This is a genomic window from Pseudomonas migulae (genome assembly GCF_043225285.1).
Lineage (GTDB): Bacteria > Pseudomonadota > Gammaproteobacteria > Pseudomonadales > Pseudomonadaceae > Aquipseudomonas > Aquipseudomonas migulae_C.
Map to the genome: position 1 here is coordinate 2,390,406 of NZ_CP171224.1, position 21,012 is coordinate 2,411,417.

At 62.5% G+C, this 21,012-nt stretch carries 19 protein-coding genes; 4 read left to right on the forward strand and 15 right to left on the reverse strand.

Going from position 1 to position 21,012, the window contains the following annotated elements; all coding sequences use genetic code 11:
- Nucleotides 1-77: 77 nt before the first annotated feature.
- Nucleotides 78-590, reverse strand: coding sequence for a dihydrofolate reductase (locus ACF6ZU_RS11080; protein WP_392892313.1), 513 nt, complete (start codon nucleotides 588-590; stop codon nucleotides 78-80).
- 100 nt (nucleotides 591-690) lie between these two features.
- On the opposite strand from ACF6ZU_RS11080, the gene ACF6ZU_RS11085 reads away from it, so the two are divergent.
- Entirely contained in the window at nucleotides 691-2,061 is a 1,371-nt protein-coding gene (locus ACF6ZU_RS11085) for a DUF2868 domain-containing protein (RefSeq protein WP_392892315.1), read from the forward strand.
- Entirely contained in the window at nucleotides 2,054-3,430 is a 1,377-nt protein-coding gene (locus tag ACF6ZU_RS11090) for a GTPase/DUF3482 domain-containing protein (RefSeq protein ID WP_392892317.1), read from the forward strand. Before ACF6ZU_RS11085 ends, ACF6ZU_RS11090 begins: the two co-directional genes overlap by 8 nt.
- A 110-nt stretch (nucleotides 3,431-3,540) precedes the next feature.
- On the opposite strand, the gene ACF6ZU_RS11095 is transcribed toward ACF6ZU_RS11090, so the two are convergent.
- From ACF6ZU_RS11095 to ACF6ZU_RS11135, 9 genes are all read right to left on the reverse strand, one after another.
- A complete protein-coding gene (locus ACF6ZU_RS11095) occupies nucleotides 3,541-3,963 on the reverse strand; it encodes a hypothetical protein (RefSeq protein ID WP_392892319.1) in 423 nt (140 codons plus the stop codon).
- A gap of 29 nt (nucleotides 3,964-3,992) precedes the next feature.
- The gene (locus ACF6ZU_RS11100; RefSeq protein ID WP_392892321.1) at nucleotides 3,993-4,352 is read right to left on the reverse strand and encodes a hypothetical protein; all 360 of its coding nucleotides are present in this window, start codon (nucleotides 4,350-4,352) and stop codon (nucleotides 3,993-3,995) included.
- A gap of 306 nt (nucleotides 4,353-4,658) precedes the next feature.
- Nucleotides 4,659-5,219 (reverse strand): phosphonate degradation HD-domain oxygenase, encoded by a 561-nt coding sequence (locus ACF6ZU_RS11105; RefSeq protein WP_392892323.1) that lies wholly within the window; start codon nucleotides 5,217-5,219, stop codon nucleotides 4,659-4,661.
- Entirely contained in the window at nucleotides 5,219-6,352 is a 1,134-nt protein-coding gene (locus ACF6ZU_RS11110; RefSeq protein ID WP_392892325.1) for a TIGR03364 family FAD-dependent oxidoreductase, read from the reverse strand. The genes ACF6ZU_RS11105 and ACF6ZU_RS11110 overlap by 1 nt, the downstream gene beginning before the upstream one ends.
- A gap of 144 nt (nucleotides 6,353-6,496) precedes the next feature.
- Nucleotides 6,497-7,522: a putative 2-aminoethylphosphonate ABC transporter substrate-binding protein gene (locus tag ACF6ZU_RS11115; RefSeq protein ID WP_392892326.1), complete on the reverse strand. Its 1,026-nt coding sequence runs from the start codon at nucleotides 7,520-7,522 to the stop codon at nucleotides 6,497-6,499.
- Nucleotides 7,523-7,562: 40 nt separating this feature from the next.
- Nucleotides 7,563-9,287, reverse strand: coding sequence for a putative 2-aminoethylphosphonate ABC transporter permease subunit (locus ACF6ZU_RS11120; RefSeq protein WP_392892327.1), 1,725 nt, complete (start codon nucleotides 9,285-9,287; stop codon nucleotides 7,563-7,565).
- Entirely contained in the window at nucleotides 9,287-10,363 is a 1,077-nt protein-coding gene (locus ACF6ZU_RS11125) for a putative 2-aminoethylphosphonate ABC transporter ATP-binding protein (RefSeq protein WP_392892328.1), read from the reverse strand. The genes ACF6ZU_RS11120 and ACF6ZU_RS11125 overlap by 1 nt, the downstream gene beginning before the upstream one ends.
- A 229-nt stretch (nucleotides 10,364-10,592) precedes the next feature.
- Nucleotides 10,593-11,456 (reverse strand): LysR family transcriptional regulator, encoded by an 864-nt coding sequence (locus ACF6ZU_RS11130; RefSeq protein WP_033060537.1) that lies wholly within the window; start codon nucleotides 11,454-11,456, stop codon nucleotides 10,593-10,595.
- Nucleotides 11,457-11,472: 16 nt separating this feature from the next.
- Nucleotides 11,473-13,728 carry a heavy metal translocating P-type ATPase gene (locus tag ACF6ZU_RS11135; RefSeq protein WP_392892329.1) on the reverse strand — a complete coding sequence of 752 codons (2,256 nt, stop codon included), beginning with the start codon at nucleotides 13,726-13,728 and terminating at the stop codon, nucleotides 11,473-11,475.
- An 84-nt stretch (nucleotides 13,729-13,812) separates the two neighbouring features.
- Between ACF6ZU_RS11135 and cadR the strand changes: the two genes are divergently transcribed.
- Nucleotides 13,813-14,262, forward strand: a complete 450-nt coding sequence (gene cadR, locus ACF6ZU_RS11140; RefSeq protein ID WP_008040770.1) for a Cd(II)/Pb(II)-responsive transcriptional regulator — start codon at nucleotides 13,813-13,815, stop codon at nucleotides 14,260-14,262.
- Nucleotides 14,263-14,388: 126 nt separating this feature from the next.
- On the opposite strand, the gene ACF6ZU_RS11145 is transcribed toward cadR, so the two are convergent.
- The 3 genes from ACF6ZU_RS11145 to ACF6ZU_RS11155 form a co-directional block, all read right to left on the reverse strand.
- Nucleotides 14,389-15,360 carry a thymidylate synthase gene (locus ACF6ZU_RS11145; protein WP_392892330.1) on the reverse strand — a complete coding sequence of 324 codons (972 nt, stop codon included), beginning with the start codon at nucleotides 15,358-15,360 and terminating at the stop codon, nucleotides 14,389-14,391.
- 49 nt (nucleotides 15,361-15,409) lie between these two features.
- Nucleotides 15,410-16,222, reverse strand: a complete 813-nt coding sequence (lgt, locus tag ACF6ZU_RS11150; protein ID WP_392892331.1) for a prolipoprotein diacylglyceryl transferase — start codon at nucleotides 16,220-16,222, stop codon at nucleotides 15,410-15,412.
- 83 nt (nucleotides 16,223-16,305) lie between these two features.
- A complete protein-coding gene (locus tag ACF6ZU_RS11155) occupies nucleotides 16,306-17,088 on the reverse strand; it encodes a sulfite exporter TauE/SafE family protein (protein WP_392892334.1) in 783 nt (260 codons plus the stop codon).
- A gap of 121 nt (nucleotides 17,089-17,209) precedes the next feature.
- Here ACF6ZU_RS11155 and ACF6ZU_RS11160 point away from each other — a divergent pair, with 121 nt between their 5' ends.
- A complete protein-coding gene (locus ACF6ZU_RS11160; protein WP_392892336.1) occupies nucleotides 17,210-17,956 on the forward strand; it encodes an NRDE family protein in 747 nt (248 codons plus the stop codon).
- Between the two features lie 131 nt (nucleotides 17,957-18,087).
- Here ACF6ZU_RS11160 and ptsP read toward each other — a convergent pair whose 3' ends face one another.
- Both ptsP and ACF6ZU_RS11170 read right to left on the reverse strand, forming a co-directional pair.
- Nucleotides 18,088-20,367: a phosphoenolpyruvate--protein phosphotransferase gene (gene ptsP / locus ACF6ZU_RS11165; RefSeq protein ID WP_392892338.1), complete on the reverse strand. Its 2,280-nt coding sequence runs from the start codon at nucleotides 20,365-20,367 to the stop codon at nucleotides 18,088-18,090.
- 22 nt (nucleotides 20,368-20,389) lie between these two features.
- Complete coding sequence (locus ACF6ZU_RS11170; protein ID WP_007897732.1) at nucleotides 20,390-20,869, reverse strand: RNA pyrophosphohydrolase; 480 nt, start codon at nucleotides 20,867-20,869, stop codon at nucleotides 20,390-20,392.
- Nucleotides 20,870-21,012 lie beyond the last annotated feature (143 nt).

Below are 21,012 nucleotides of genomic sequence, written 5' to 3' on the forward strand. Positions count from 1 at the left end.
CAGACCGCTATCGCGAGCAGGCTCGCTCCTACATTGGAATGCGTTCCCCTGTAGGAGTGAGCCTGCTCGCGATGCTTTTAAGCCTTCTCCCAAACCTCAAAGCTGTACGCAGGTTTGTCGCCTTCCGCCGGATTCGGCACATTCGACACCAGCTTCCACTGGTTCAAATCAAACTCCGGAAACCAAGCATCCCCTTCCGGGCTCAACGCCACGCGCGTCAAATACAACCGATCCGCCTGCGCCAACCCCTGCGCATACAACTGCGCCCCGCCAATCAGCATCAGCTCATCGACGCCCTGGGCCTTCGCCCATTCCTCGGCGCGAGCCACCGCAGCCTCCAGCGACGAATAGACTTCCGCGCCTTCCAGCACCAGGTCCGCTTGACGGCTGACCACGATGTTCAAGCGCCCCGGCAGCGGACGGCCAAGGGAATCCCAGGTCTTGCGCCCCATGATGATCGGCTTGCCCAGGGTGGTGGCCTTGAAGTATTTGAAGTCCCCCGGCAAGTGCCAGGGCATGCTGTTGTCGACGCCGATCACACGGTTTTCACCGAGGGCTGCGATCAGGCTGAGGGGGAGTGATTTAGTCATGCCGGCGAGGATACCAGAGGCTCGGCTTCTCGCAACGTGGCCCCCCCGACAAGCGCCACAGCGGTTATGCTCACAGCTCAATTGAGCGACGGGATGCCGCGTGACTGAACTGAATAACCTCTGGCTGACGGAAACCATTCGCCTGCGTGAAGAACATGCCGGCCCGCTGGAAGATCTGGAAGCCAACCGACTGGCCCGCACCGCGGGCGGCGACCTGCCGGCACGGATTCAACGCCGCGCCTTGTGGCTGGCCGAGCGCGATGGCCTGAGCGAAGCCCTCAGGCACTGGCTGCAAGGCACGCGACTGGCGTTGCTCGTCATGGCGCTGCTGGCCGTGGTCAGTGGCGCCGGGCTGGCGTTTGCCGCATTGGGCGACGGGCAAACCCCGGTCAATGTGTTCTGGGCCCTGGGCAGTCTGCTCGGGCTGAACCTGATTCTGTTGCTGAGCTGGGCCCTGGGCCTGGTGTTTGCCGGCGAGCACGGCGCAACGCTCGGACGCTTGTGGTTGTGGCTCAGCGAGAAACTCGCCCGCGATGCCAAGGCCGTGCAACTGGCACCGGCCCTTTTGCTGTTGCTGCAACGACAGAAACTCAATCGCTGGGCACTCGGCGTGCTGGTCAACGGCTTGTGGTTGCTGGCGATGCTCAGCGCACTGGTCATCCTGCTGATGCTGATGGCGACCCGGCGCTACGGCTTCGTCTGGGAAACCACCCTGCTCAGCGCCGACACCTTTGTCGCCATGACTCAGGCACTGGGCGCCCTGCCCGCCTTGCTCGGTTTCAACGTGCCCACGGTGGAGATGATCCGCGCCAGTGGCGATGCCGCGCTTAACATCGAAAGCGCCCGTCAGGCCTGGGCCACATGGCTGGTCGGCGTGTTGGTGGTGTACGGCGTTGTGCCGCGCCTGCTGCTGGCGCTGTTTTGCCTGTGGCGCTGGAAACGCGGTCGCGCCCATCTGCATCTGGACCTGAACCTGCCCGGCTACGCGCAACTGCGCGAACGGCTGATGCCGACCAGCGAACGCCTTGGCATCAGCGATGCCGCCCCCGCGCAGCTTCATCGCGTGGAAAGCGGCGTCACTGAATTGCAAAGCGACGGCGCGCTGCTGGTGGCCATCGAGCTCGACGGTCAACGGCCATGGCCGCCGCCCCTGCCGAAGAACGTCAGCGATGCGGGCATCCTCGACAGCCGCGAATCACGCCACAAACTCCTCGAGCAGCTCAGCCGGTTTCCGCCAGCGCGCCTGGCCATCGCCTGCGACCCACGGCGCTCGCCGGACCGTGGCAGCCTGGCGCTGATAGCCGAACTGGCCCGCAGCGCCAGCGCCACCCGGGTCTGGTTGCTGCAAGCGCCGCCCGGCGAAGCGCTGGATGCCGAGCGCCTCGGTGACTGGCACGTGGCGCTGCAACAGCTTGAACTTCCTTTCGCCGATTGCGCGCCGCTGAACTGGCTGGAGACAGGCCATGACTAATCCGTGGAAAGCGCCGCTGAAGCTCGCCGTCGTCGGCCACACCAACGTAGGTAAAACCTCGTTGCTGCGCACATTGACCCGGGACGTCGGTTTCGGCGAAGTCTCCCATCGGCCGAGCACCACGCGGCACGTCGAAGGCGCGCGGTTGTCGGTAGACGGCGAGCCTTTGCTGGACCTGTTCGACACCCCCGGCCTGGAAGACGCCATCGCCCTGCTCGACTACCTCGAACGCCTGGAACGACCCGGTGAACGCCTCGACGGCCCGGCGCGGCTGGCGCGTTTTCTCGACGGCAGCGAAGCGCGGCAGCGTTTCGAACAGGAAGCCAAAGTGCTGCGGCAACTGCTGACCTGTGATGCCGGCCTGTACGTGATCGACGCCCGCGAACCGGTGCTGGCCAAGTACCGCGACGAACTGGAAGTGCTGGCCAGCTGCGGCAAACCGCTGCTGCCGGTGCTGAATTTCGTCAGCAGCGCTAACCACCGCGAGCCGGACTGGCGCGAAGCCTTGGCACGGTTGGGGTTGCACGCCCTGGTGCGGTTCGACAGCGTGGCGCCTCCGGAAGATGGCGAGCGGCGGCTGTACGAAAGCCTCGCGTTGCTGCTGGAAAATTCCCGCGAGCAACTGGAACGGCTGATCGCCGATCAGCAAGCCCAGCGTCTCGCCCGACAGCAAAGTGCAGCGCGTTTGATTGCCGACTTGTTGATCGATTGCGCGGCATGCCGGCGCAGCGTGGTCAGCGATGCCGAACAGGAACAGCAGGCCATCAGCGAACTGCGCAAAGCGGTTCGGCAACGCGAGCAGCGCTGTGTCGAAGCCTTGCTCAAGCTCTACGCCTTTCGCCCGCAGGACGCGGCGGCCAGTGATCTGCCGCTGCTCGATGGCCGCTGGGGCGATGACTTGTTCAACCCGGAAACCCTCAAGCAACTGGGCGTGCGGGTCGGCGGCGGTATCGCGGCCGGCGCGGCAGCGGGAGCCGGTGTGGATTTGCTGGTAGGCGGGATTACCCTCGGCGTGGCGGCACTGGCCGGGGCGATTGTCGGCGGCACCCTGCAAACCGCGCGCAGTTATGGCAGCCGGTTGCTGGGCAAGCTCAAGGGGCAACGGGAATTGACGGTGGATGACAGCGTGTTGCGGCTGTTGGCGTTGCGGCAGCGGCAGTTGTTGCAGGCGCTGAATGCGCGCGGGCATGCGGCGATGGACAGCATCCAGGTCGCCACACCGCAGGACAAGACCTGGCGCGAAGGCAAACTACCTGAGGCCCTGAACAAAGCCCGGGCGCATCCGCAGTGGTCGTCGCTCAATCCGCAGGCGAAGTTGAGTCAGGCGGAGCGGCAGGAGCAGGTTGAAGAATTGGCGCAGCAGCTTTAGATCTGCGGTGCCCTGGCGGTCCCCATCGCGAGCAGGCTCGCTCCCACAAGGAGTCAGCGTTCCCCTGTGGGAGCGAGCCTGCTCGCGAAGGCCGCAACTCGGTATCGGGGTTAAAAGCCGATCTTCAAAAACTCCCGCACCAGCGCCGCCACTCGCCGCCGGTCCGTGCGATCCGCCCGCCCGTCATTGTCCACATCCGAACTCAAAATCACTTCCAGCTCACCGTCACCATCAACATCATGAGCCGCCGCTTTGTAGACAATCACCGGCCCCTCATGAAAATGCAGCCGCACCGATTCAGGCGTGCCATCAGCCGAGGGATTCAGCGAGAAGATGCGCAAGTGCCGCGCCTCCTCCTCACCGGAGTTGAACCAGGCGCATTTCAAATAGGTGTTGCCGAAAGCCTTGAGCCGCTGGCGATCCGCCTCCGTTGCCTTGCGCTGCAACCGGCCATCTTCATAAAACTCAAAATGAAGCGTATCGGCCACACCCTTACCGCTTCGGTCCTGCGCAACCACTTTCAAATAACGCATCCGTGCGCCCATCAACACTTCAAGATCAATCACTTCCAGCGGAATTTGAGGAAATGCTCAGCCAAGGATTGCACCAACTGTCCATCCACTGCGTCGATGACACCATCCTTGTTGATATCCTGGTGGATGTTCCAATCAAGCTTGTTGTCATTGTCCAGGTCATACGCGACATGCCATGAAACGAGCGTACGCGCCACCGCTGGTCCACCTTCGTGAAGGTGTAGCCGAACGGTGTCCGGCGCGCCATCCGCGTAAAAATCTTCGGCGTAAACCTTCAGATATCGCTTCCAGGTCGCTCCGATGTTGGACCAGTTCAGTTGCAGATAAGCATTGGCGAAGTTCTCCAGCAACCGCTCATCTACCGTGTTCTCTCGGACATCACCGGTCACGTCGCCTATCTTGATAGTCGACTTTGCCGTCACCGTTGATATCTAGCGCAAACGCCGTGCTCCGTAAGATTGCCGCGCTGCCAGTTTCGGGCTGTTCCAGAAAGTGCAAAACGACTGTATCCGCCTTCCCGTTACGAAGACGATCCTGGGCTGTTACTTCTAAAAAACGCATGAGCGTTCCTTGAATGAGATAAGAAGCGCAAACACTACCTCCTGGGCACCTGCTGAACCTGTCGCCGTAAGCCGCTGCGATGTGTAAGGGGTTTCGCCATCGGTTGTCCGCCTTCTGCACCTATTACGAAGGAACTAAGTGCAGGCCAGCAATGCCTCAGCCTTGCGTTTCAGGATTGCCAGGTCCATCACCGGCACTGACGTTTCCTTGGCCAGCTCATCCCACTGCCGCATGCGTAGACTGACGGCGCACAACGGATCCTGCTCGAAGGCTTCAGCCTCTTCGGCGGTCATCACGCCACCCTGAAATTCCAGGGTGCGGCGGCTGGCTTCGCTCAAACGCTCGTAGTAGCCAGGCTCCTTGAGCGTCAGGTAACGCTTGGCTTGCACGTGGTATTCCACCAGCCGCGCCACCCGCTCGCTGAAACCGGCGCGCCGCAAATAATCGGCGCCCAGCCGTTCGTGACTGACCACACCGAAACCGTCCATGTTCTCCGCGCCCTCGGCACAGATATGCCCGATGTCGTGGAAGAACGCGGCCAGCACCACTTCGTCATCGAAGCCTTCCGCCATGGCCAGTTCGGCGGCCTGGGACATGTGCTCGATCTGCGACACCGGCTCGCCGATGTAATCACTGTCACCGAAGCGTTCGTACAGCGCGAACACCTCGTCGATCACTTGCGCATTACGGTCCATCAAAGCTCTCCCAATACAGTCGCGACATTACGTTCTGCCATTGCCGGGCCAACACTCATGCCGACGCCGGTGTGCATCAGTGCCACGCTCACACCTGGCATCGGTCGCAGGAACGAAAACGGTCCTGGCCCCCGGGAACCGTAGACACCCTGCCAGCGCTCGACCACTTGCACCTTGCAGCCCAATGTCTGCTCGGCCAGTTCGATCATCCAGTCGTCCACCTGCTCGGCGTTGAAGGGCGAAGGGTCGCTGCCGTAGTGGTGGGAATCGCCGATGATCAGTTCGCCATGAGGCGTCGGGCTGATCAGCAAGTGAATGCCGTTGTCGTGCAGGTGCGGTTCGTCCCGCAGGATTTGTGCCTGCACCGCCGCCGCTTCCGGCAGATCGGCAAAGGCGCCGTAATGCACGCAGCTCAAACCGGTGAGCAGCGCGTGTTGCAGGTTGAGGTTGATCTGCGGCCGGGCGCGGAGCATTTGCAGGCGGCAGATTTGCGGGTCGAGCGCGGCGATCGGTTCGGCGAGCAAGGTCTGATAATCGTGGCCGGAGCAGACGATGATCCGTTCGGCGCTGAAGCTGCCGGCGGTGCTGTGCAAGCGCCCGGGCTCGATGTCACGCACCAGGGTGGAGAAGTGAAACTCGACGTTCAGTTCCCGGCGCAGGTAATCGATCAACGCCGGGATCGCTTCGCGGGAATACAGTTGCTGGTCGTCCATGCCGTGCAACGCGGCGCGGTGATGACTGAACTGGCCGCGATACAGATCGCGCAAGGCAGCGTCGCGCAGCAGTTCGACGCGGTAACCGTGCTCTTTGGCGCGACCGGCGCAGAAGGCTTCCAGCAAGTGTTCTTCCGCTTCGGTGCGGGCGAACAGGTACGAGCCGTTACGCTTGAGTTGCAGGCCGGCCTGTTGCGCCCACTGGCCCCAGATCTCGCGGCTGGCCTTGGCCAGTTCGAGCATCGGGCCGGGTGGCTGGCCGGTGACCAGCGCCTGGCCGAAGTTGCGCACCGAGGCGCCGAGCGGGGTTTCGCTGCGTTCGAAAACGGTGACTTTGAGGCCGCGTCTGGCGGCGGCGTAGGCGTGGGACAGGCCGAGGATGCCGGCGCCTACGATCAGCATGTCGTTGGGGTGTGTCATGAGGATTTGCCTTGAATGCGAGACCGCTATCGCGAGCAGGCTCGCTCCCACAGGGATTTGTGGTGAACACAGCTTTTGTGAACACCACGGCTCTCTGTGGGAGCGAGCCTGCTCGCGATGAGGCCCTATCAGCCGATAGAGATCTTACTTGGCAGCCACTTTCTCGGACTTGCCGTCATAGCGCTTGCGCCACTCAGTCAGGATCTCGTCGCGGTTCTTCGACGCCCAGGCAAAGTCGTTCTTGATCAGGCGCTGCTCGTAATCCGCCGGCAATTCGGTCTGCGGCTTGGCAATGCCCGGCTGGGCAAGCACCGCGAAGTTCTCTTTATACAGTTCCATCGCCGCTGGGCTCGCCGAGAAGTCCGCCAGCTTCTTCGCCGCTTCTTCGTGCGGTGTGCCCTTGATCACTGCGGTGGCTTCGATCTCCCAGCCCAGGCCTTCTTTCGGCAGGATGATGTCCAGCGGTGCACCCTGGCGCTTCAGCTGAACGGCCGGGTATTCGAAGGAAATGCCGATCGGGAACTCGCCCGCCGCCGCCAGTTTGCAAGGCTTGGAACCGGAGTGAACGTACTGGCCGATGTTCTGGTGCAGATCGTCCATGTACTGCCAGCCCTGCTTCTCGCCAAAGGTTTGCAGCCAGGCGCTGACATCGAGGAAACCGGTGCCGGACGAGGCCGGGTTCGGCATCACGATCTTGCCTTTGTATTCAGGCTTGGTCAGGTCCTGCCAGCTGACCGGCTTGGTCAGGCCCTGCTTCTCGGCTTCGACGGTGTTGAAGCAAATGGTCGCGGCCCAGACGTCCATGCCGACCCAGGCTGGCGGGTTGGCGGCGTCGCGGTAGTTGCCGCCGATCTTGCCCAGGTCCTTCGGTGCGTAGCTTTGCAGCATGCCTTGCTGATCGAGAATCGCCAGGCTCGACGCCGCCAGGCCCCAGACCGCATCAGCCTGCGGGCGGGCTTTTTCGGCCAGCAGCTTGGCGGTGATGATGCCGGTGGAATCGCGCACCCACTTGATCTCGACGTCCGGGTTGGCCTTTTCGAAGGCTTCTTTGTAGGTCTTCAATTGTTCGGCTTCGAGGGCGGTGTACACCGTCAACTCGGTCGTCGCCGCGAAGGCGTTCAGGCTGAAAGCGGTGAGGACAGCAGCGGCCAGGGCCAGGGGCTTGAACATGATCTTTTCCTGTTTTGAGTTGAGGTTGCGGGAGTGGAAATCAGTGACCGGGCGCGGTCTGCCGCCAGGCCTGGGAGCGGCGCAGCAAACCGCGCGAGGCCCAAGCCAGCAGCAGGGATACGCCCGCCGAGGTGAACAGAATCAGGGTCGACATCGCCGCTGCGCCGCCGACGTTGCCGGCGTCGTCCATGTTCAGCACCGCCACCGCCGCGAGGATGGTGTCGGGGCTGTAGAGGAAGATCGCCGCCGAGACGGTGGTCATGGCCGAGACGAACAGGTAGCGCACGATGTCCAGCAGCGCCGGCAGGCAGATCGGTACGGTGACCCGCAGGTAATGCCGGTACAGCGGCGCCTTGAGCGACAGCGCGGCGGCTTCGAACTCGGCGTCGAGCTGGCGCAGCGCCGTGGTCGCCGTCATTTGCGCGGTGGTCAAATAGTGAGCAATGGTGCAGACCACCAGCAAAGTCATGGTCCCGTAGAGCACATGCAGCGGGTTTTCGGTGAGGTTGAAGAAGAAGACGTAACCCAGGCCCAGCACCAGGCCCGGCACCGCCATCGGTACGAAACTGAGCATGCGCAAGGTCAGGTTCAGTCCGCGCTGGCCCTTGGTTTTTTCCATCAGGTAGGCACCGGTGAAAATCAGCACGCTGCCGATCAGTGCCGTGCACAACGCCATCTTCACGCTGTTGCCGTAGGCCAGCCAGCCGCCGCCCGCCGTGTCGTTGAACTGGTAATGGTTGAGCGACAGCGACAGGTTGTACGGCCAGAACTTCACCAGCGACGAGAACACCGCCATGCCGAACACCAGCAGCAACACCGCGCAGATCAGCAGCACGATGGCGAGGTAGCAGCCATCGCGCAGTTTCGACGGCGCCGGCTGGAAGACCTGCGCCCGGCCGCTCATGGAATCGCCGTGACGCCGACGCAACCAGGCGTCGACCCCGAAGCTGAACAGCGCCGGCAGCAACAGGACCATGCCGATCAACGCGCCGCGTCCGAACTGTTGCTGGCCGACCACGGCTTTGTAGGCTTCCAGTGCCAGCACCTGATAGTCGCCACCGACCACCACGGGCACGCCGAAGTCGGTGATGGTCAGGGTGAAGACGAGACAGAACGCGGCGAACACCGCCTGACGCGTCGCCGGCCAGGTGATGCTGCGAAAGGCTTTGGCCGGACTGGCGCCCATGCTGGAAGCGGCATCAAACAATCGCGCATCCGCCAGGGACAGCGCCGACAGCAGAATCATCAAGGCGTGTGGGAAGGTGTAGATGACCTCGCCCAGCACAATGCCCCAGAAACCGTAGATATTGTCCGAGAGCAAACCGCGCAACATACCCTGGTTGCCGAACAGGTAGACCAGTGCAATACCCGGCAGCATCGACGGCGCCATCAACGGCAACAAAGACAGGCCACGCCAGATGCCTTTGCCCGGAATCAATGTGCGTTGCAGCGCGTAGGCAAACAGGTAGGCCAGCGGTACGACGATCGCCGCCACGCTGACAGAAACTTTCAGGCTGTTGCCGAGCAACCAGTGGAAATTCGCACTGGTGACCAGCTCACGGGCCGCGACCAGGCCACCGCCCTGCCCGGCCTCCGAACTGAAACCCCGCCAGAAGATCGCCAGCAACGGCATCAACACCGCGAGGCCGAGCAACACCAGCAACAGCACTTTGCCACCGACCACGAACACCCGGTCGCCGATCTCGGCACGGGAGGTCTGCCGAACCTGCTTGTGCGGTATCGGCAGCGCGATGTTCGCGCTCATCAGGCAAACACCTGCAGGCTGCGCGGCGGCAGGGCGACCATAATCTGTTGCGCGCCGAGACGCGGCATGGCTTCCGGCGCCAGTTCCGCCAGCAGTGCGTGGCCCGGCAGTTGGTCGAGTTCGAAGCTCATGCGGCAGCGGTTACCGAGGAAAGTGATCTCACGCACCTTGGCCGGGAACAGGTTTTCCTCATGCACCAGCGGGTTGACGTTGATCGCCTCGGGGCGGCAGAACAATCGTCCGGAAGTAGTTTTCGCGCTGCCGTCCGCCAGGCGCACGTCCATCCCGCCGACCCGGGCGTGGCTGTCGCTGCTGCGGTGGAACGGCAACCAGTTGCCCTGGCCGACGAACTCCGCCACGAACGGCGTGGCCGGGCGGTCGTAGATTTCCTGAGGCGTGGCGTATTGCTCGACCTTGCCGTTGTTCATCACGGCAATGCGGTCGGCCATCAGCATGGCCTCGTCCTGATTGTGGGTGACCATCAGCGTGGTGATGCCGAGGTTGCGTTGCAGTTGGCGCAGTTCGGTGCACAAGTGCTCGCGGACCCGGGCGTCGAGGGCCGACATCGGTTCGTCCAGCAGCAACAGGGACGGCGCCGGCGCCAGTGCGCGCGCCAGGGCCACACGTTGCTGCTGACCGCCGGACAATTGGCCGGGGTACTTTTTCTCACTGCCGGTGAGGCCGACCAGTTCCAGCATCTGACCGACGCGCTTGCGCACTTCGTCACGACCGCTGCCGGCGAGGCCGTAGGCAATGTTCGCTTCGACGGTGAGATTGGGGAACAGCGCGTAGGACTGGAACAGAATGCCGTAGTCCCGAGCCTGGGGCGCCAAGTGGGAAACGTTGCGATCACCGAGGAACAACTCGCCGTCGTCCTGCTTCTCCAGACCGGCGATGCAACGCAGCAAGGTGGTTTTGCCGCAGCCCGACGGGCCCAGCAAACACACCAGCTCGCCAGCCGCGACGTCGAGGGACACGTTATCCAGCGCGGTAAAGGCGCCGAAGCGTTTCTGCACGCCGCGCACCTTCATCGGGGCGCCGGGGTTGGTCAGGGCAGTTGCGATCGAGTGGTTCATGGACGGGCCTCATCAAGCAGATGGAGCCATCCTAGAGTTGTAATGCGTCCGTCATATGGCAGTGAGGCCAAAACGGCTGATAGTGGTATTCAGGAATTTTGGTTGAGTGATGGGCTGGCTGTGCGGGCCTCATCGCGAGCAGGCTCGCTCCCACAATTGATCTGGTGTACACGAAACCAATGTGGGAGCGAGCCTGCTCGCGATGAGGCCCGCACAACCAATAGAGATTTCAGGCCGGGGCCATCTCTTGGGCTAACCCCAGAAACGCCGCTGGCAACCGTGCGCCTTTACGCTCCTTGAGGCAATACAGGTACTCGGGAATCTGCGGCGCATTCTCGATGGTCAGCACGCGCAATTGCGGATCGTGCGGCACTTCCTGCCGGGCAATGATGCTGATCCCGATATTGCGCAGCACCGCCTCGCGAATCGACTCGCGACTGCCAATCTCCAGCAACGGCCCGAAGCTCACCCCGGCGCTCGCCAGCAACTCTTCGGTCAACCGTCGTGTGGTCGAGCCCGATTCGCGCATCAACAGCGTATGCCCGGCCAACGCACTAAGCGGCACGTGATCGTGCACCGCCAATGGATGATTGCGATGCACCGCCAGCACCAGCGGATCGCTGCCGAGCACCCGGCGAATCAGCCGCGCATCGTCGAGCAACTGCGAGGACGCGGCGACATCCACCCGGTAATCCTCCAGCGCCTCCAGCACCTGCTGCGAGTTGCCGATCTCCACCGACACTTCCACCTGCGGCAAGCGCTCGCGAAAGGTCTTCACCAGATCGAGGATGTAATACGGCGCCGTGGCGGCAATGCGCAGCGTGCCCTGCACCTGGCCGCTGTTGCGCAGGAAAAACTCGATGTCGGCTTCCTGTTGCAGCAGCGCCTTGACCATCGGTAGCAACCGCGCGCCTTCATCGCTGACGCTGAGGCGGCGGCCGCCCCGGTAGAACAGTTCGACCGAGTACTGGCTTTCGAGGTTGCGGATTTGCGTCGTTACCGTGGGCTGGCTCAGGCCAAGCTTTTTCGCTGCCAGGGTAATGCTGCCCAGGCGGGCCACCATGTAAAACGCCTTCAGCTCGGCACTCAGCACGCCCGCTCCTCATCACTTACTTGCGCAACAGGCGCAAACCGTTGAACACCACCAACAGGCTCACGCCCATGTCGGCGAACACCGCCATCCACATGGTGGCGATCCCGGCGAAGGTTACCCCAAGAAAGATAGCCTTGATCACCAAAGCGAGGGCGATGTTCTGTTTGAGGATGCTCGAGGTCTGCCGCGACAGGCGGATGAACGCGGGGATCTTGCGCAGATCGTCGTCCATCAGGGCGACATCGGCGGTTTCGATGGCGGTATCGGTGCCCGCAGCGGCCATCGCAAAACCGATTTCGGCCCGGGCCAGCGCCGGGGCGTCATTGATGCCGTCGCCGACCATGCCGACGTGATGGCCCTGAGCATAAAGGGCTTCGATGGCTTGCAGCTTGTCGCTCGGCAGCAGATCACCGTTGGCTTCATCGATGCCGACTTGTGCGGCAATCGCCCGGGCGGTGTGGACGTTATCGCCAGTGAGCATCAGGGTCTTGATACCCAGATCGTGCAGTTGCTGAATTGCCTCGCGGCTCGATTCTTTTACCGTATCGGCCACGGCGAACAGCGCCAACGGGCCGGAGGTGTCGAGCAGCAGCACCACGGACTTGCCCTGTTTCTCCAGCGCGAACAGCTTTTCTTCCAGGGCGGGCGAGCACAGGTTCAGCTCCTCGACCAAGCGGTGGTTGCCCAAGTGGTAGACCTGACCGTTGATCTCGCCGCGCACACCGCGACCGGCCAGGGCTTCGAAGTTATCCACAATCAGTGGCGCCGAGGATTTATCCACAGCCGCGTTGGCGATGGCCAGCGACACCGGGTGATCCGAGCGCCCGGCCAATGCCGCTGCAATCATCGGGGCGTTTTTATCGGCGATGGGATCAAGCGACAGATAATCGGTCTGCACCGGCTTGCCGTGGGTGATCGTGCCGGTCTTGTCCAGCGCCAGGTAATCGAGCTTGTAACCGCTTTCCAGATAGACCCCGCCCTTGACCAGAATCCCTTTGCGCGCCGCCGCCGCGAGGCCGCTGACGATGGTCACCGGCGTCGAGATCACCAGCGCGCACGGGCACGCGACCACCAGCAACACCAGCGCCCGGTAAATCCAGTCAAACCACACCGCACCCATGAACAGCGGCGGAATCACCGCGACGGCGAGCGCCAGGGCGAACACCGCAGGGGTGTAGATTTTCGAGAACTGATCGACGAAGCGCTGGGTCGGAGCCCGCGCACCTTGAGCCTGCTCGACCGCATGGATGATCCGCGCCAGCGTCGAGTGGCTGGCCACAGCAGTCACGCTGTATTCCAGGGACCCTGCCTGATTGATGGTGCCGGCGAACACCTTGTCGCCCAGCGTCTTCTCGACCGGCAGGCTTTCACCGGTGATCGGCGCCTGATCGATGGTCGAGTTGCCGGACACCACTTCACCGTCCAGCCCGATCCGCTCGCCGGGGCGCACTCGTACCCGCGCGCCCAGGTCGATGGTTTTGACGTCCTGCGCAATCCAGTTGCCGTCGGCCTGCAACACCGTGGCCTGCTCCGGCGTCATCTGCATCAAACCGCTGATGGCATTGCGCGCGCGGTCCAGGGATTTGGCTTCGATCAACTCGGCCACGGTGAACAGGAACATCACCATCGCCGCTTCCGGCCACTGGCCGATCAGGATCGCGCCGGTCACCGCGATGCTCATCAGCGCGTTGATATTGAGGTTGAGGTTTTTCAGGGCGATCCAGCCCTTCTTGTAAGTACCGAGGCCGCCGCTGAGGATCGAAACCAGCGCAATGACGGCCACGACCCAGTTGGGCGCCGCGTCGGTGAAGTGGATCACTTCGGCCGCGAGTGCGGTCACGCCGGACAGCGCCAGTGGCCACCACGGCTTTTTGTCCGGCGCCGGGGCCGGCGCTTCGACGCCCTGCTCCAGCGGCTCGGCAACCATGCCCAGCGACTTGATCGCGTCGATGATCGGCGCGGTGCCCGGCAGGTCGTGGGTCACGCCCAGGACGCGGTTGATCAGGTTGAATTCCAATTGCTGCACGCCGGCGAGCTTGCCGAGTTTGTTCTGGATCAGCGTCTGCTCGGTCGGGCAGTCCATGGCGTCGATGCGGAAACTGCTCAACCGCGCGTTGGCGCTCGGCGCCTCCGTCAATTGGATCAACGCGGGGGCCGTCGCTTTCGACGAACAGCAGGAGTCACCCTGATGGCTGTGCGCAGGCGGTGGCACAGGCGTCAGTTTGCTGCAGCAATCGATTTCGGGTTTGTGGGTGTGCTGGGAATCGCTCATCGGGTCGCGTCCATAAGGTGCCTGTTGCCAAGTAAAGACCCTGTAGCCACTATAGGGTCAAGCACCCTTTTGGAGATTGCCGTCATGAAGATCGGAGAACTGGCCAGGCTCACCGACTGCGCCGTGGAAACCATCCGCTACTACGAGCGCGAAAACCTGCTGCCGGAGCCGGCCCGCAGCGACGGCAACTACCGCGTCTACACCCAGGCCCACGCCGAGCGCCTGACCTTCATCCGCAACTGCCGCACCCTCGACATGACGCTGGAAGAAATCCGCAGCCTGCTGGCCTTGCGCGACAGTCCGCAGGATCAGTGTGAAAGCGTGAATGCGCTGATCGACGAGCACATTCATCACGTGAAAGCGCGGATCGATGGATTGCTGGCGCTACAGGCACAACTGCTCGACCTGCGCCAACGCTGTGGCGAAGGGCCGGATATCGATCAATGCGGGATTTTGCAGCGGTTGGAAGTGAGCGGCGGGGTGGTGGCGACCGAGGTTGAGCATTCCCATGTGGGCCGCAGTCACGGCCACTAAAACCACCACCGATCCCCTGTAGGAGCGAGCCTGCTCGCGATGGCGGCATTACAGTCAACATCGATGCTGAATGTGATGGCCTCATCGCGAGCAGGCTCGCTCCTACAGGGGGGGCGGTGTTGAGGCTTACACCGCCATCGGCGCCGTCATCGGTGGGTGGTGTTCGTAGCCTTCCAGCGAGAAATCACCCGGCTCGATCAACTCCAGCCACTCCGGTTGATACACACCGGTCTTGGCAAACTCCGGCACGCGATCACTGATCACCAGTTTCGGCATCGGGAACGGCTCGCGCTTGAGCTGCTCATTCAGCATGTCCAGGTGGTTTTCGTAGACGTGCGCATCGCCGATGAAATAGGTGAACCAGCGCGGCGTGTAGCCGGTCAGGCGACCAATCAGGCTCAGCAGCGCAGCGCCTTCGGTGAGGTTGAAAGGCGTGCCCAGGCCCAAATCATTGGAACGGATGTAGAGGGTCAGGGAGATTTCCTTGGTCTCGACATTCGGGTGGAACTGGTACAGCAAATGGCATGGCGGCAGGGCCATTTCATCGAGCTGCGCGACGTTCCAGCCGTGGAACAGGATGCGGCGGCTGCCCGGGTCCTTGATGATGGTGTCGACGCACTGGCGAATCTGGTCGATCGCCTTGTACAGCACCACATAGGCCTGGCCGTCTTCTTCGCCTTCAGCGATCTGGCGGTAACCCTGCTTCAGGGTCTGCTCGATGGCGGCGGTGTTGCTGACCGGGATCTGCTTGTACGCCGGCCATTTGCGCCATTGCACGCCGTAGATTTCACCGAGGTCGTCTTCGCCCTGACGGAACGGGTTGGCCAGCCATTGCGCGTTTTCGTTGGCGTTCTGGTCCCAGACCTTGCAGCCCAGCGCGCGAAATTCGGCGGCGTTGTTCACCCCGCGCAGGAAACCGCACATTTCGCCGATGGCCGACTTGAAGGCCATCTTGCGGGTGGTGATCGCCGGGAAACCTTCCTTCAGGTCATAGCGCAACATGGCGCCCGGAAAACTGATGGTGTTCACGCCGGTGCGATTGGCCTGTTTGGTGCCGTTCTTGATGACGTGGGCGACCAGTTCGAGATATTGCTTCATGAGTTACCTGTGTCCTTGAACCCGGAGGCCATCGCCCCGGGGTTCGAATTTATACGGCCGCCGCTGGAGTCGCCGGGGCGCGGCGATATGCCAGCCAGATCAGGAACAGCCCGCCGACGATCATCGGTACGCAGAGCACCTGGCCCATGGTCAGCCAGTTCCAGGCCAGATAGCCCAGTTGTGCGTCCGGTACGCGGACAAATTCGACGATGAAACGGAAGATGCCGTAGAACAGCGCAAACATCCCGGACACCGCCATGGTCGGCCGCGGCTTGCGCGAGAACAGCCACAGGATCAGGAACAGCGCCACGCCTTCCAGCGCGAACTGATACAGCTGCGACGGGTGACGCGGCAACTGCGCCGGATCGCTGAACGGCGGGAAGACCATGGCCCACGGCACGTCGGTCGCCTTGCCCCACAACTCGGCGTTGATGAAGTTGCCGATACGCCCGGCACCCAGGCCGATCGGCACCATCGGCGCGACGAAATCCATCAGCTGGAAGAACGACTTGTTGTTCTTTTTACCGAACCACAATGCCGCCAGCATTACGCCGATGAAGCCGCCGTGGAACGACATGCCACCCTTCCACACTTCGAAGATCAACGCCGGGTTGGCCAGGTAAGCGTGCAGGTCGTAGAACAGCACGTAGCCCAGACGCCCACCGACAATGACGCCCATCGACATCCAGAAGACCATGTCGGAGAGCTTCTCCTTGGTCCAGGTCGGGTCGAAACGGTTGAGCCGGCGCGACGCCAGCAGCCACGCACCGCCGATGCCGATCAGGTACATCAAGCCGTACCAGTGGATTTTCAGCGGACCGATGGCCAGGGCCACCGGGTCGATCTGCGGGTAAGGCAGCATTGCGACTCCTCGTTAGAGTTGAAACGTTCAAAATTCCCGGGCGACGCTGCCACCTCAGGATTAAGCCAGGATTGCGCTGCGGGTCAGAACAGGAAACTCAAACCGACGCAGAACAGCAAAGCGGCAAACAGTCTTTTCAGCAACTTCGGCGACAGCCTGTGGGCCAGTCGCGCGCCGATACGGGCGAAAAACATGCTGGTCAGGGCGATCCCCAGCAGCGCCGGCAAATAAATAAAACCGAGACTATGGGCCGGCAGCAACGGATCGTGCCAGCCCAGAATCATGAAACTTAATGCACTTGCCAAGGCGATGGGCAGGCCGCATGCGGACGACGTGGCCACCGCTTGCTGCATCGGCACGCTGCGCCAGGTCAGGAACGGCACGGTCAGCGAACCGCCGCCAATCCCGAAAATCGCCGAAGCCCAGCCGATCACACTGCCGGCCACGGTCAGACCGACTTTCCCCGGCACCGTTCGACTGGCCTTGGGTTTGACGTCCAGCGCCAGCTGCGCGGCGATCACCAGGGCGAACACACCGATGATTTTCTGCAGGTTGGGCCCGGAGATCGCCTCGGCGGTCAGCGCGCCGAAACCGGCACCGATCAGGATGCCGACCGTCAGCCAGGCAAAGATCGGCCAACGCACGGCGCCGCGACGATGGTGCTCGCGCACCGCATTGACCGAGGTAAAGATGATCGTTGCCAGGGACGTGCCGACGGCCAGGTGAGTCAGGATCGACGCATCGAAACCCTGCAAGGTGAAACTGAACACCAGCACCGGCACGATAATGATCCCGCCCCCCACGCCGAACAGGCCGGCCAGCACGCCTGCGCAGGCACCAAGCGCCAGATAGAGCAGAAATTCCATGGACGACCCCCGAATAAGAGCGGCATGGTAACGGATGCATGACCTCCGGCTCCACTGGATGGCGATGGATACCCACACAATGACTGCGTAGAGTGGGCAAAAAAACACTAAGGACCGCCTTATGTGCCTGATTGTCTTTGCCTGGCGCCCGGGTCATGCCCAGCCGCTGATCGTGGCGGCCAACCGCGACGAATTCTACGCCCGGCCCAGCCTGCCGCTGGCGCAATGGCCCGAAGCGCCACACGTCTATGCCGGGCGCGACCTGGAAGCCGGTGGCACCTGGCTCGGTGTCGGCGCCAACGGGCGCTTCGCGGCGCTGACCAATATCCGCGATCCCCATCAACCGCCGGCGCGAAAATCCCGGGGCGAGCTGGTGGCGCGATTTCTCAATGGCGACATGCCGATTGACGATTACCTGGCCGACGTTGTCGGGCGTTCGCTGGAGTACGCCGGGTTTAACTTGCTGGTCGGCAACACCAACGAATTGTGGCATTACAACGCGCGGGACGCTGAAGCGGTGATGTTGCAGCCGGGGGTCTACGGGTTATCGAATGCGGGGCTGGATACGCCGTGGCCGAAATTGCTCAAGGCACGGGCGGCGCTGGAGGCGGCTCTGGAAGATCCGCAGCCCGAGGCACTGCTGGCGTTGCTGAGTGATCCGCAGACCGCGCCTTTTGCCGAGCTGCCGGACACTGGCGTGGGTCTGGCGACCGAGACGTTGTTGTCGAGTGTGTTTATTGCCAGTCCCACGTACGGGACGCGGGCGAGTACGGCGTTGATTGTTCAGGCAGATGGGACGCGGTTGATGGTCGAGCGGAGTTTCGGGCCGTATGGCGGGCATTTGGGGGAAGTGGAGATCAGGGTTTAGATCCGAGTTGCCTCGTCTGGCCCCATCGCGAGCAGGCTCACTCCCACAGGGATCGTCAGTGAACACAAAATCTGTGAACACTGGAGATCAAATGTGGGAGCGAGCCTGCTCGCGATGAGGGCGACGCAGGTTTAGACAGCCTTGACCGCAGCCGGATTGACCATTTTCGCCAACCCAAGATTTTTCAGCGCCAGTTGCAGCGAGCTGTGGATCACTTGCGGGTTGTCGATGGTCATCAGCTCCGCGAGCAATTCCTTGGCCTTGCTCAGGTTGATCTGACGCAGCATCCACTTCACCTTCGGCAGGTTGGTGGCGTTCATCGACAGGCTGTCGAAGCCCATCGCCATCAGCAGCACCGCCGCCGCCGGGTCGCCGGCCATCTCGCCGCAAATACTCACCGGCTTGCCTTCGGCATGGGCATCACGCACCACGGTCTGCAACGCTTGCAGAACCGCCGGGTGCAAGTAGTCGTACAGGTCGGCCACGCGCGGGTTGTTGCGGTCCACGGCCAGCAGGTACTGGGTCAGGTCGTTGGAACCGACCGACAGGAAGTCCACTTGCCGCGCCAGCTCTTTGGTCTGATACACCGCCGCCGGAATCTCGATCATCACGCCAATCGGCGGCATCGGCACGTCGGTGCCTTCGTCGCGGACTTCGCCCCAGGCCCGGTGAATCAGGTGCAGGGCTTCTTCGAGTTCGTGGGTGCCGGAGATCATCGGCAGCAGAATCCGCAGGTTGTTCAGGCCTTCGCTGGCCTTGAGCATCGCGCGGGTCTGCACCAGGAAGATTTCCGGGTGGTCGAGGGTAACGCGAATGCCGCGCCAGCCGAGGAACGGGTTGTCTTCCTTGATCGGGAAGTACGACAGCGACTTGTCGCCACCGATGTCCAGGCTGCGCATGGTCACCGGTTGCGGGTGGAACGCGGCGAGCTGCTCGCGATAGATCGCCAGCTGCTCTTTCTCGCTCGGGAAGCGCTGGTTGATCATGAACGGCACTTCGGTGCGGTACAGACCCACGCCCTCGGCGCCTCGCTTCTGCGCCCGCGCCACATCCGCCAACAGGCCGGTGTTGACCCACAGCGGCATGCGGTGACCATCGACGGTCACGCACGGCAGGTCGCGCAGGGTGTCGAGCCCCAGGGCCAGTTGCTTCTCTTCTTCGACGACCTCGGCGAATTGCTTGCGCAGCACTTCGCTGGGGTTGGTGTAGACCTCACCCTTGGTGCCATCGACGATCAGGTCGATACCGTCGACCTTGGCGTACGGCAGGTCGACCAGGCCCATCACCGTCGGGATGCCCATTGCCCGGGCGAGGATCGCGACGTGGGAGTTACCCGAACCGAGTACCGAGACCAGACCGACCAGCGTGCCTTCCGGCACCTCGCCGAGCATCGCCGGCGTCAGCTCTTCGCTGACCAGAATGGTTTTTTCCGGGTAGACCAGGTTCTGCTGGCGCTCTTCCTGCAAGTAGGCGAGCAGACGGCGACCGAGGTCCTTGACGTCCGATGCCCGCTCACGCAGGTAAGCATCGTCCATCAGTTCGAAACGATTGACGTGATCGGTGACCACCTGACGCAGCGCGCCCTGGGCCCACTGGCCGGTCTTGATCACGGTGGTGACTTCGCTGCCCAGCGCGGCATCGTCGAGCATCATCAGGTAGACATCGAACAGCGCGCGCTCTTCCGGGCGCAGCTGGGTCGCCAGTTTGGCCGACAACGCACGCATGTCGGCGCGCACGCCTTCGATGGCGGTCTTGAACAACGCCAGTTCGGCGTCGATGTCGGTGATGCTCTTGTCCGGCACCACGTCCAGATCGGCCGGTGGCAGCATCACCACCGCCGTCCCGACCGCCGCACCCGGCGAACCCGGCACGCCGATGAACTTGGCTTCCTGGATGCCTTTGCCCTGACGGCCCAGGCCACGGATCGAACCGGTGGCCTCGGCGTGTGCGATAACCCCGGCGAGCTGCGCGCTCATGGTCACGAGGAAGGCTTCTTCACCTTCATCGAACTGACGGCGTTCTTTCTGCTGAATGACCAACACGCCGACGACGCGGCGGTGGTGAATGATCGGTGCACCGAGGAAGGAGGCGTAGCGCTCTTCACCAGTCTCGGCGAAGTAACGGTAGCGCGGGTGATCCGCGGCGTTTTCGAGGTTCAGGGGTTCTTCACGCGTGCCGACCAGACCGACCAGACCTTCGTTGGGCGCCATGCTGACTTTGCCGATCGAGCGCTTGTTCAAGCCCTCGGTCGCCATCAGCACGAAGCGGTTGGTCTCGGGGTCAAGCAGGTAGACCGAGCAGACCTGGCTGCCCATGGCCTCTTTGACGCGCAACACAATAATCCCCAACGCCGCCTTGAGATCCTTGGCGGAGTTAACTTCCTGGACGATCTTGCGCAGCGTATTGAGCATGGCTCGGGGTCGAACTCCGTCGTCAGTCGCGCGCTAAAAGGCGCGGGGCAAGCTCTTTGAGAGCGCGTCGATACACCTCGCGCTTGAATGTCACCACCTGGCCCAACGGATACCAATAGCTGACCCAGCGCCAGCCATCGAATTCCGGTTTACCGGTCAAATCCATCCGCACCCGCTGCTCGTTAGAGATCAGGCGCAGGAGAAACCATTTCTGTTTCTGGCCGATGCACAGCGGTTGGCTGTGGGTACGGACCAGACGTTGCGGCAAACGATAGCGCAACCAGCCCCGGGTGCAGGCGAGAATTTCAACATCTTCGCGCTCCAGACCCACTTCTTCGTTCAACTCGCGGTACAAGGCGTCTTCCGGCGTCTCCTGGGGGTTGATTCCCCCCTGCGGAAACTGCCAGGCATCTTGATTGATACGGCGAGCCCATAGCACCTGTCCGGCATCATTCGTGAGAATGATCCCGACATTGGGGCGGAAACCATCGGGGTCGATCACGGCAACAACCTCGCAAACGCATGTCGCCGCATTGTTCCACAAAGGTCGTGAAGGCAGCAACGAGCCGGCCAACCTTATGTGCACTCTTGTGAAAAGTCCGTATTCTGGGCGCCTTTCTACAGACTTTTCAGCGAGTAACTGCA

Coding starts and splice junctions, on each gene's coding strand:
- cadR (WP_008040770.1), top strand. CDS start 13,813: ATGAAGATCGGAGAACTGGCCAGGCTCACCGACTGCGCCGTGGAAACC.
- ACF6ZU_RS11115 (WP_392892326.1), bottom strand. CDS start 7,522: ATGTTCAAGCCCCTGGCCCTGGCCGCTGCTGTCCTCACCGCTTTCAGC.
- ACF6ZU_RS11110 (WP_392892325.1), bottom strand. CDS start 6,352: ATGACACACCCCAACGACATGCTGATCGTAGGCGCCGGCATCCTCGGC.
- ACF6ZU_RS11160 (WP_392892336.1), top strand. CDS start 17,210: ATGTGCCTGATTGTCTTTGCCTGGCGCCCGGGTCATGCCCAGCCGCTG.
- ACF6ZU_RS11125 (WP_392892328.1), bottom strand. CDS start 10,363: ATGAACCACTCGATCGCAACTGCCCTGACCAACCCCGGCGCCCCGATG.
- ACF6ZU_RS11135 (WP_392892329.1), bottom strand. CDS start 13,728: ATGAGCGATTCCCAGCACACCCACAAACCCGAAATCGATTGCTGCAGC.
- ACF6ZU_RS11145 (WP_392892330.1), bottom strand. CDS start 15,360: ATGAAGCAATATCTCGAACTGGTCGCCCACGTCATCAAGAACGGCACC.
- ACF6ZU_RS11080 (WP_392892313.1), bottom strand. CDS start 590: ATGACTAAATCACTCCCCCTCAGCCTGATCGCAGCCCTCGGTGAAAAC.
- ACF6ZU_RS11105 (WP_392892323.1), bottom strand. CDS start 5,219: ATGGACCGTAATGCGCAAGTGATCGACGAGGTGTTCGCGCTGTACGAA.
- ptsP (WP_392892338.1), bottom strand. CDS start 20,367: ATGCTCAATACGCTGCGCAAGATCGTCCAGGAAGTTAACTCCGCCAAG.
- ACF6ZU_RS11155 (WP_392892334.1), bottom strand. CDS start 17,088: ATGGAATTTCTGCTCTATCTGGCGCTTGGTGCCTGCGCAGGCGTGCTG.
- lgt (WP_392892331.1), bottom strand. CDS start 16,222: ATGCTGCCTTACCCGCAGATCGACCCGGTGGCCCTGGCCATCGGTCCG.
- ACF6ZU_RS11090 (WP_392892317.1), top strand. CDS start 2,054: ATGACTAATCCGTGGAAAGCGCCGCTGAAGCTCGCCGTCGTCGGCCAC.
- ACF6ZU_RS11095 (WP_392892319.1), bottom strand. CDS start 3,963: ATGCGTTATTTGAAAGTGGTTGCGCAGGACCGAAGCGGTAAGGGTGTG.
- ACF6ZU_RS11120 (WP_392892327.1), bottom strand. CDS start 9,287: ATGAGCGCGAACATCGCGCTGCCGATACCGCACAAGCAGGTTCGGCAG.